The following is a 7,104-nucleotide window of genomic DNA, read 5'->3' as shown; positions in this document are numbered from 1 at the left end:
CAAGACCTCACGCACCATGAGGGGGTGATGAAAAAAGCACCCCCGGGGTTGATGTCGATACCGAAGTTACCGACGTTGAGGACAGTCGGTTTGCGCCTGTTTCATGGACTTTTAGTGGTGTTGGTTTCAATAGAAAATCATGGGAGGTGCTGCAAGGCGCCTCCATCATAAATTAGTACTGACGTTACTGACGGGTGCTGCTTCAGGTAACGGTTTCCAGGGAATGCGCGGGCGTTACCGACGCAAGGGATTGCTTAGTTTTGCGCCACAACGCGAAGGGGAAGCCATTATTTTTACTCGCCTCGATACTAACGCAAGCGTGGCGGTGACGCTCAATGTCTCGCTGATACCGGTTGATCCCGCTCAAGGCGATCGTCTGATGGCCATCTTGCAGGATTGTGCCGATACTGCGCAACAGACGGCATTTGCCGATGCGTGGCAGGAACGTGTGCGGCGCTTGTTACTTGAATTTGCTGATGATCCCCGAGTGATATGTGTTACATCTGTGAATTGATTAGTGGAATGCATACTTTTACGCAGCAGCACTATTCCACAAAAAGTATGGTGGAATGACTCGTACTATTATTACTATTTGTTTGTATAATAAAAATATACGAAAATTTTTCAGTCATTCGAGTGAGGTTTTTTTATCAAGTAGATTCTCAGTATTGCTGTGGACTTGTTCTTCTGCCACTTTCTTTTCAATGGTATTGTCCGAGCTAATATCTGCAACCGCATGAATAGGCAATTTGGCTTGTTTGTCAGTAGGGTATGTATTATCTTGTTCGATGTTGTCCTTTTGCACTAAATCTTTAGTTATTCCATTCAATATTCTGATTTGATAAGTAGGGTCAGGCATGATGATGTTTGCTTGATCAAAGCACTGTTTTATTTGTCGAATCGCTTCGCTGCGTACTTTCAAAAAGCTATGGTTCGTTTGATCCACCCATCCATAAATTCGCAGCAGGATATTGGAGTCGCCCAGTGCTTCTATCGCAACGATTGGTTTGGGTTCAGACAACACGCCTTCAATTGAGCTTAAGGCCTGTAAAGCCAACGCTTGTGCTTCAAGTAAATCTTGTTCGGTATCAATTCCTACGTCGAATTGGAAACGCCGCTCTGCATTGCGGGTAAAATTAACAATAACAGCTTTAAATACAGTCGAGTTAGGAATGCGAATATGATTGCCATCGGGTGAAATCAAAATAGTTGCTCGTGTGGTCAAACGCACCACATTGCCTTCATTTCCGTCAATGTTAACCAGATCATTGACTTCAAATGGATTGCGTAAGCTTAATAAAATACTGGCAATGTAGTTTTCGACGGTATCACGAACTGCAAAACCGATTGCAAGTCCTACGATACCGGCTGCACCTAGTATAGTGCTTAGTATGGCCGTCAGATCCAACAAGGATAAGGCAATGACAAGGCCAAGCAAAATAAATAACAAGTGCGTAATCTGTCCGAACAGATTCGCAATAAAATAATTCGGCGCAATGCGTCGAAAAAGATTGCGACGTTCAGATATCCATCCACCGAGAATCCATGACATTACAAACGCAAGTATCGCCAGTAATAAAAGAGGTAAGCTCGTAATTAACTCATTTGCGGTTCCTGAGAATTTTTTCCAAGTATTCTCCAGGCGTGCTTTTAAATTATGAGTGACTACGATCTCATTTACTACCTCGACGACTCCGGCAACTTGCTGGGCAAGTTGTAAGGCTTTAGTTTTCGTGGATGAGGTGCTGACATCGCCTTGTAGCGTAACAATGCCACTGCTAACCAAAATTTTTATATTCTGTAAATTTTCCAGTTCTGAGAAAATTTCCTCAAGACGTTTTTGAATCTTTTTATCGTCATGCGCAGAACTGTTAACCTCAATAACTTTCTCGACCTTGGGGGCGCTTTCAGATTCCTTCTCTCCAGTTATCAGATCCGATATGGAGTCAGCGCACACAGAAATTGATATGAATAACATCCAGATTGCTGACATCTTCAATAGCATTCTCATCATTTCTGTCCTCTTCTCAAGTTTCTATATTTCAATAGCTTGTTTATATACTGATACATTGTTTTTGATCTTGCAAATAAGAATAATTGACGCTACCCAATCGATTGTTTCAATCAAATTTTTGCGACTTTTACTGACCTTATAATATATCTCGCTGAGAGGTATTATTCCATGCGTTATCCCAATCTACTTGCAGATAATTTTGATATCTAAGGAAGAATTACCTCTTTATTCTACGAATTGAGTGCACTTGCGCGCACTGATAATGTGAGAAATCTTATTGCTTAATTATGACTGGTTCTAATTGCGCGTTGAGCATGAACAAGTTGAGCTTATTAAAGATATCAGGCCGGCATGGTATTTCTGAAGGATGGGGCGATAAAGTATCCGATCATGTTATTCCAGGGCCTGTATTGAATACTTTAACTGTAATGGGAGTTGGAGAATGATACGAATATTGGTAATTACATTGTTGCTGACCAGTTCACACGCATCAGCCTTAGCGATTGAATGGATGCCGTTAGAAACACCAGAGAGAAGTGGCAATCCATTGAATATCAGTGGCAATGCAGTTCTTGAATATAAAAATGCTGGACGAGGTGGAATTGATTGGGAGGCGACAGGCGATGGACCCAGAGGAGGCTTAGGCTTACGCGAATTATGGCTGTTTGATAACTCAGCAGCAGGTATTCCAGGAACGAGTCAAGCCACTACAACTTTTTCAGTCGCTAGTAATAGCATTGGTTTTGTCATGGCCGGAGATCATAACGATGGTTTCGCACAGTTTTTCGTCGATGGTATCGATGTGGGGACTTACGATATGTATCACACCGGAAATAGAATACTAGTTGTAACAGGTTTGGACTCAATAGCACATTCTTTAAAAGTGTTACAACTCGGCCTGCATAATCCACTCTCAACCAAGGGCGATGTCGCAATCTTTGGTGGTGCAGCTTTCAATACGATTGCGGCAGCAATTCCGGAGCCAGGAACATATGCGATGTTGCTGGCCGGATTGGGACTGCTCAGTTTTGTGACACGCTTTAGAAAGCAAAGTGTTTAGCTGAATAATCTATTCATCATCAAACCCCGTCATTTGGCGGGGTTTTTGTTTTACAGGATCATTTGTTGCGCTCTACTCTCTACTCCTTAATCAATACTATTCTTACACTTGATATGAGACTGACTGTGTTAGCCCTTGAATTCGTGTAAGCTATTTTCAGACTCAATCTGAGTTGTGATATGCTTCTAAAAAAACACATACTGCAATGACATATCAGGAGGGTTCTTCATGAAAAAATCGATCAAACAATTTATTTTGTCTGCCTGCACAGTTACCCTGATGGGAGGTGTGCATTTGGCATCGGCTGATATCAGCAGCGACACCGAAACACTTTTGAATTGGGCCGAAAATACTTATCCGGATCTTTTTCCAAGCCACCAGGGTACACAAAGCCTTAACCCATGGTTGTATCGGTTTTATCCGGAGACCGGCATTTATGCAGGGGTGAACGTCGGAGATAATGGCGCTTACGTATTAGGTGGGCCTTATGGATCTAACCCAACCCGGGTCGCGGGATTGCCGGAATTAATTGCACAAATTATTGAAAGTGGCGGAAACAGCAGTATCCCAGGATGTAATACTTCAGGTGCACCGTCCGGGCTGTCGTACACGCAAAGCGGCAACGTGGTCAACATCAGCACGGGGGAGGCTTGTATTGCATTACCCACCGATAACAGTTTTTGCACAACACCCCGGCAACCGGCTGAAACAGGGATTTCCGTATTGACCACTTCGACGGGCAATTCACCGTCATTTGGTGGAATTTCCACTGGTTCGCTTGGTCTCAATCCATTGCAATCTTTTGCAGACGGGGTTGCCAACAGTAAGCATTGCACTGTGAATGTTCCAGCCGATACAGCTAACTTGATCATAAATTCTAATCTGTGCTTTGATATTACAGCGCAGAGCAGCGGATTCGCAGGCGTACCAGGAATCACTATTACCCCTCCGGTTACGATGAGACTTAATACGACTTCCACTAATGTGATTGTTCCTGATTGCTTCGCCACTGATGCGAATACGATCTACAATACAGTGACCGATGAATCCTGGATCAACGAAGAAGGTATTTTTACCCCTCTGGGGACTAGCGGTAGTTAGTTGGTTGCAGACCGACTTTAGTTCTGTTACTGCAATATAAATCAGAAACTTAAAGTGCGCCGTATCATGCGGCGCACTTTCTTTAGTAATATTTTTACCGGAATTTTCAGATAATTCCGAGGTATCCTCATCAATCATCATTGGCTTGTTATCCTGCCACATCACGCCATACCTGACCTAGATTATCGTACATTGTAAATCTACTGTTATTCCAGAAGACTCTGCTGCTGCGAACACCGGATTATTAATTTAAGCCCAGAAAGTAAATCCAGCGTAAATATCTCACTCGCACATTTTGTGTGATAATCAATTGGCCATTCCAAAATGGATAGAAAGTTTTTATACAACAAAATTAGTCAATTAATCTTTCTCATCCTCGGGAAGGCTCTCCGAAATTCAACTCAATAGTAAGGTGATAACTATGACTCCATTTCTTGGTGAATTGATTGGTACTTTTATTTTAGTGTTATTAGGTAACGGCGTTGTCGCTAACGTCGTACTGAATAAATCCAAAGGCAATAATGCCGGATGGTTAACCATTGCAGCCGGCTGGGGAATTGCGCTTTTCGTGGCGGTTTATGCGGTGGCTGCTTCCAGTGGTGCGCATTTGAATCCTGCGGTCAGTATCGGCCTCGCTGCGGCAGGTAAGTTTGCCTGGGGCGACGTACCTATTTATGCGCTGGGGCAAATGCTGGGCGCCATGCTGGGTGCATTGATCGTGTGGATCACCTATCGTCAGCATTTTGACGCAACAACCGATCCCGATATGCAGTTGGCGGCATTCTGCACCGGGCCGGCGATCAGAAGTCCGATGAATAACATCATTACTGAAGCGGTCGGTACATTCATGCTGGTGTTTGGCGTGATGATGATTGTCTCACCACAGGCAAGCCTGGGCGCGTTGGATGCGTTGCCGGTTGCGCTGCTACTGTTTGGTATCGGTTTGTCACTCGGCGGACCAACCGGCTTTGCAGTCAATCCCGCACGTGATCTGGGCCCGCGCATTATGCATGCGATCCTCCCCATGGCCAATAAACGCGATAGCGATTGGGGCTATGCTCTTGTCCCGGTAGTGGGCGGCATTCTCGGCGGGTTGGTTGCTGCCGTGGTTTATTCGCTGCTGTAAGGCTTTGTTGAAGTGAAATTCTGGGTTTCGCTAGCGCTTAACCCAGAGCTGCGATCAAGCTTCTGATTTGTAAGATACTTCATCAGGGTACGAAGCAGGATTCGACGAGCTTACAGAAACTATTAAGATTGGAGACGCCAATCTGATTCGATGTGTAGCAAAAAAGAATGTGTTGTGGTTTTCGATGTGGAGAGTTATTCGGTGGGAGCCCAAGCATTTTCTCGAGATTATCTGGAATCTGCTTAATTGCCTTTGTCAGCCTCGAATTTGTTGATTCTTGAATAAGCTGATTTAATCCTTTGTGTTCGTTGGTGTTTGTGTCGTCGTCATGAAGTACAGAATGAGTTACTCCAAGACTGTTTAGTAAGTTCATAAATCTGTGGATGTTATACTTACCAAGGCAATCTAAGACATAAGTTCCGTGCGGCAAGGTTAATTTGTTGTCATCTAGCAATTTGTTAATTAATACAGTTTCGCTTGGACCTTCTACCAATAGAACCTGTTGCGCAAAAAATACTCCTGATCGATCAGGATTTAACCAAAGAAAATATTTCAAAGCTTCCATGTCATCTTTGGAGTCATCTAAATGCATTCTTTTCTGAATTTCAGGTATTTTTCCAATTTCTTTATTGGAATTGATAATGGATTGCCATATTTCCTTATTAACTTGAAAAGTCGATGTGATTCCATTTTTTCTTTGTGTACGTATGATTGATGGTATCTGATCTGCATTGCGGCTTACAAAATAGGCAGAATGCGTGGAGCAAACAATTTGCCAATCTTCGGAATCACTAATCTTAATTAGGCTTCTTGCCAGATCATTTTGTTGAGGTGGGTGTAGAAATGCTTCTGGTTCTTCAAACAAAACTAAATTAAGTGATGGGCTAAAATCTTTCATCTTTTTTGTTGCTTTCTGAGGAACGTACTTTGCACCTAATTGGATTAAAGTATAAATAAAATGCCGTTGAAAACCTGAGCCAAAATACTCAATACTCTGCGGTTTTTCATGTTGATCGTCACGGATATCCCAACTAAGCATAGACTTAATGATTTCCGTTGCAGATGGTGTTGCGAATTTCAGATTGAATTTAGTTTGCCATGGAGATAATAGTTTATTTATTTCGATTTCAAAACCAGAAAGCGATCGTTTGTCTGCGGTTTCAATGTCGCGAATTTCTGCGGCAAATTTACTGACACTATTGGTTAATCCAGTGTACGCATTACTATTTTCTACTACATCAGACATTATGTTAGTAATGAGATCGCGAAGCGCGGAAGGTCCAGTCAGTTTTGTATGCTCATCAACTTTGCTAATAGCTGGAATGTATATCAGATCGCCGAATTTACCATTCTGGACATTCTTGGCTCCATAAAATGGCTCTTTGGAAAGATCTCCATTTGACAGATAACCAAGAATTGAACCGGATGCATTTTTCCCATCATGAAGCTTCACGTTTGTCTGGAAATATTTTCGTACTTTCAGTTGGTTGTTGGTTCCTTGATATTCTTCTTTTAGTGAATCTTGTTCTTGGGCAGTTAGATAAAATTCCAACTCAATCCATGATTCTTCACCCTGAGCCCCTTTTAATGGAAAGTCATTTTCCTTTTTATATTTATATCCATCTTTTTCATAGAAAGCACGTATACAGTCAATAATGGTACTTTTGCCGGCGTTATTTGCTCCAACAAGCAGTGAGTATTTTTGAAAGCTGATTGTGGCGTCAACGATGCCACGAAAATTGTGGATGGTTACTTTCAGAAGTTTCATTCTTTCTCAATCTCGCTTAAGATTTTTTTTATGAA

General features: G+C 42.5%; 7 protein-coding genes. 5 read left to right on the top strand and 2 right to left on the bottom strand.

All coding sequences use genetic code 11. The annotated features are described in order from the left end of the window. Positions 1–139 precede the first annotated feature (139 nt). A complete protein-coding gene (locus K2Q13_RS10000) occupies positions 140–514 on the top strand; it encodes a hypothetical protein (RefSeq protein ID WP_292920922.1) in 375 nt (124 codons plus the stop codon). A gap of 114 nt (positions 515–628) precedes the next feature. Here K2Q13_RS10000 and K2Q13_RS09995 read toward each other — a convergent pair whose 3' ends face one another. Beyond that, on the bottom strand, positions 629–2,014 hold the full coding sequence (locus K2Q13_RS09995) for a mechanosensitive ion channel family protein (protein ID WP_292920921.1): 1,386 nt from the start codon (positions 2,012–2,014) through the stop codon (positions 629–631). 314 nt (positions 2,015–2,328) lie between these two features. On the opposite strand from K2Q13_RS09995, the gene K2Q13_RS09990 reads away from it, so the two are divergent. The 4 genes from K2Q13_RS09990 to K2Q13_RS09975 all read left to right on the top strand — a co-directional run bounded on the left by K2Q13_RS09990 (position 2,329) and on the right by K2Q13_RS09975 (position 5,301). Then, entirely contained in the window at positions 2,329–2,460 is a 132-nt protein-coding gene (locus tag K2Q13_RS09990) for a hypothetical protein (protein WP_292920920.1), read from the top strand. After that, entirely contained in the window at positions 2,457–3,074 is a 618-nt protein-coding gene (locus K2Q13_RS09985) for a PEP-CTERM sorting domain-containing protein (protein ID WP_292920919.1), read from the top strand. The genes K2Q13_RS09990 and K2Q13_RS09985 overlap by 4 nt, the downstream gene beginning before the upstream one ends. A 228-nt stretch (positions 3,075–3,302) precedes the next feature. Beyond that, complete coding sequence (locus K2Q13_RS09980; protein WP_292920918.1) at positions 3,303–4,175, top strand: hypothetical protein; 873 nt, start codon at positions 3,303–3,305, stop codon at positions 4,173–4,175. Between the two features lie 421 nt (positions 4,176–4,596). Then, a complete protein-coding gene (locus tag K2Q13_RS09975) occupies positions 4,597–5,301 on the top strand; it encodes an MIP/aquaporin family protein (RefSeq protein ID WP_292920917.1) in 705 nt (234 codons plus the stop codon). An 82-nt stretch (positions 5,302–5,383) separates the two neighbouring features. Here the strand turns inward: K2Q13_RS09975 and K2Q13_RS09970 are convergent, their stop codons facing one another. After that, positions 5,384–7,069 (bottom strand): AAA family ATPase, encoded by a 1,686-nt coding sequence (locus K2Q13_RS09970; RefSeq protein ID WP_292920916.1) that lies wholly within the window; start codon positions 7,067–7,069, stop codon positions 5,384–5,386. Positions 7,070–7,104: the final 35 nt, after the last annotated feature.

This window comes from Nitrosomonas sp. (genome assembly GCF_019752095.1).
Classification (GTDB): Bacteria; Pseudomonadota; Gammaproteobacteria; order Burkholderiales; family Nitrosomonadaceae; genus Nitrosomonas.
The sequence above is the reverse complement of the archived record's forward strand: the minus strand, read 5'-3'. Positions and strand labels throughout refer to the sequence as shown.

Excerpts from the sequence above, each read along its gene's own strand:
- K2Q13_RS09985 (WP_292920919.1), top strand. The coding sequence starts at position 2,457 with ATGATACGAATATTGGTAATTACATTGTTGCTGACCAGTTCACACGCA.
- K2Q13_RS09970 (WP_292920916.1), bottom strand. The coding sequence starts at position 7,069 with ATGAAACTTCTGAAAGTAACCATCCACAATTTTCGTGGCATCGTTGAC.
- K2Q13_RS09995 (WP_292920921.1), bottom strand. The coding sequence starts at position 2,014 with ATGATGAGAATGCTATTGAAGATGTCAGCAATCTGGATGTTATTCATA.
- K2Q13_RS09975 (WP_292920917.1), top strand. The coding sequence starts at position 4,597 with ATGACTCCATTTCTTGGTGAATTGATTGGTACTTTTATTTTAGTGTTA.
- K2Q13_RS09990 (WP_292920920.1), top strand. The coding sequence starts at position 2,329 with ATGAACAAGTTGAGCTTATTAAAGATATCAGGCCGGCATGGTATTTCT.
- K2Q13_RS09980 (WP_292920918.1), top strand. The coding sequence starts at position 3,303 with ATGAAAAAATCGATCAAACAATTTATTTTGTCTGCCTGCACAGTTACC.
- K2Q13_RS10000 (WP_292920922.1), top strand. The coding sequence starts at position 140 with ATGGGAGGTGCTGCAAGGCGCCTCCATCATAAATTAGTACTGACGTTA.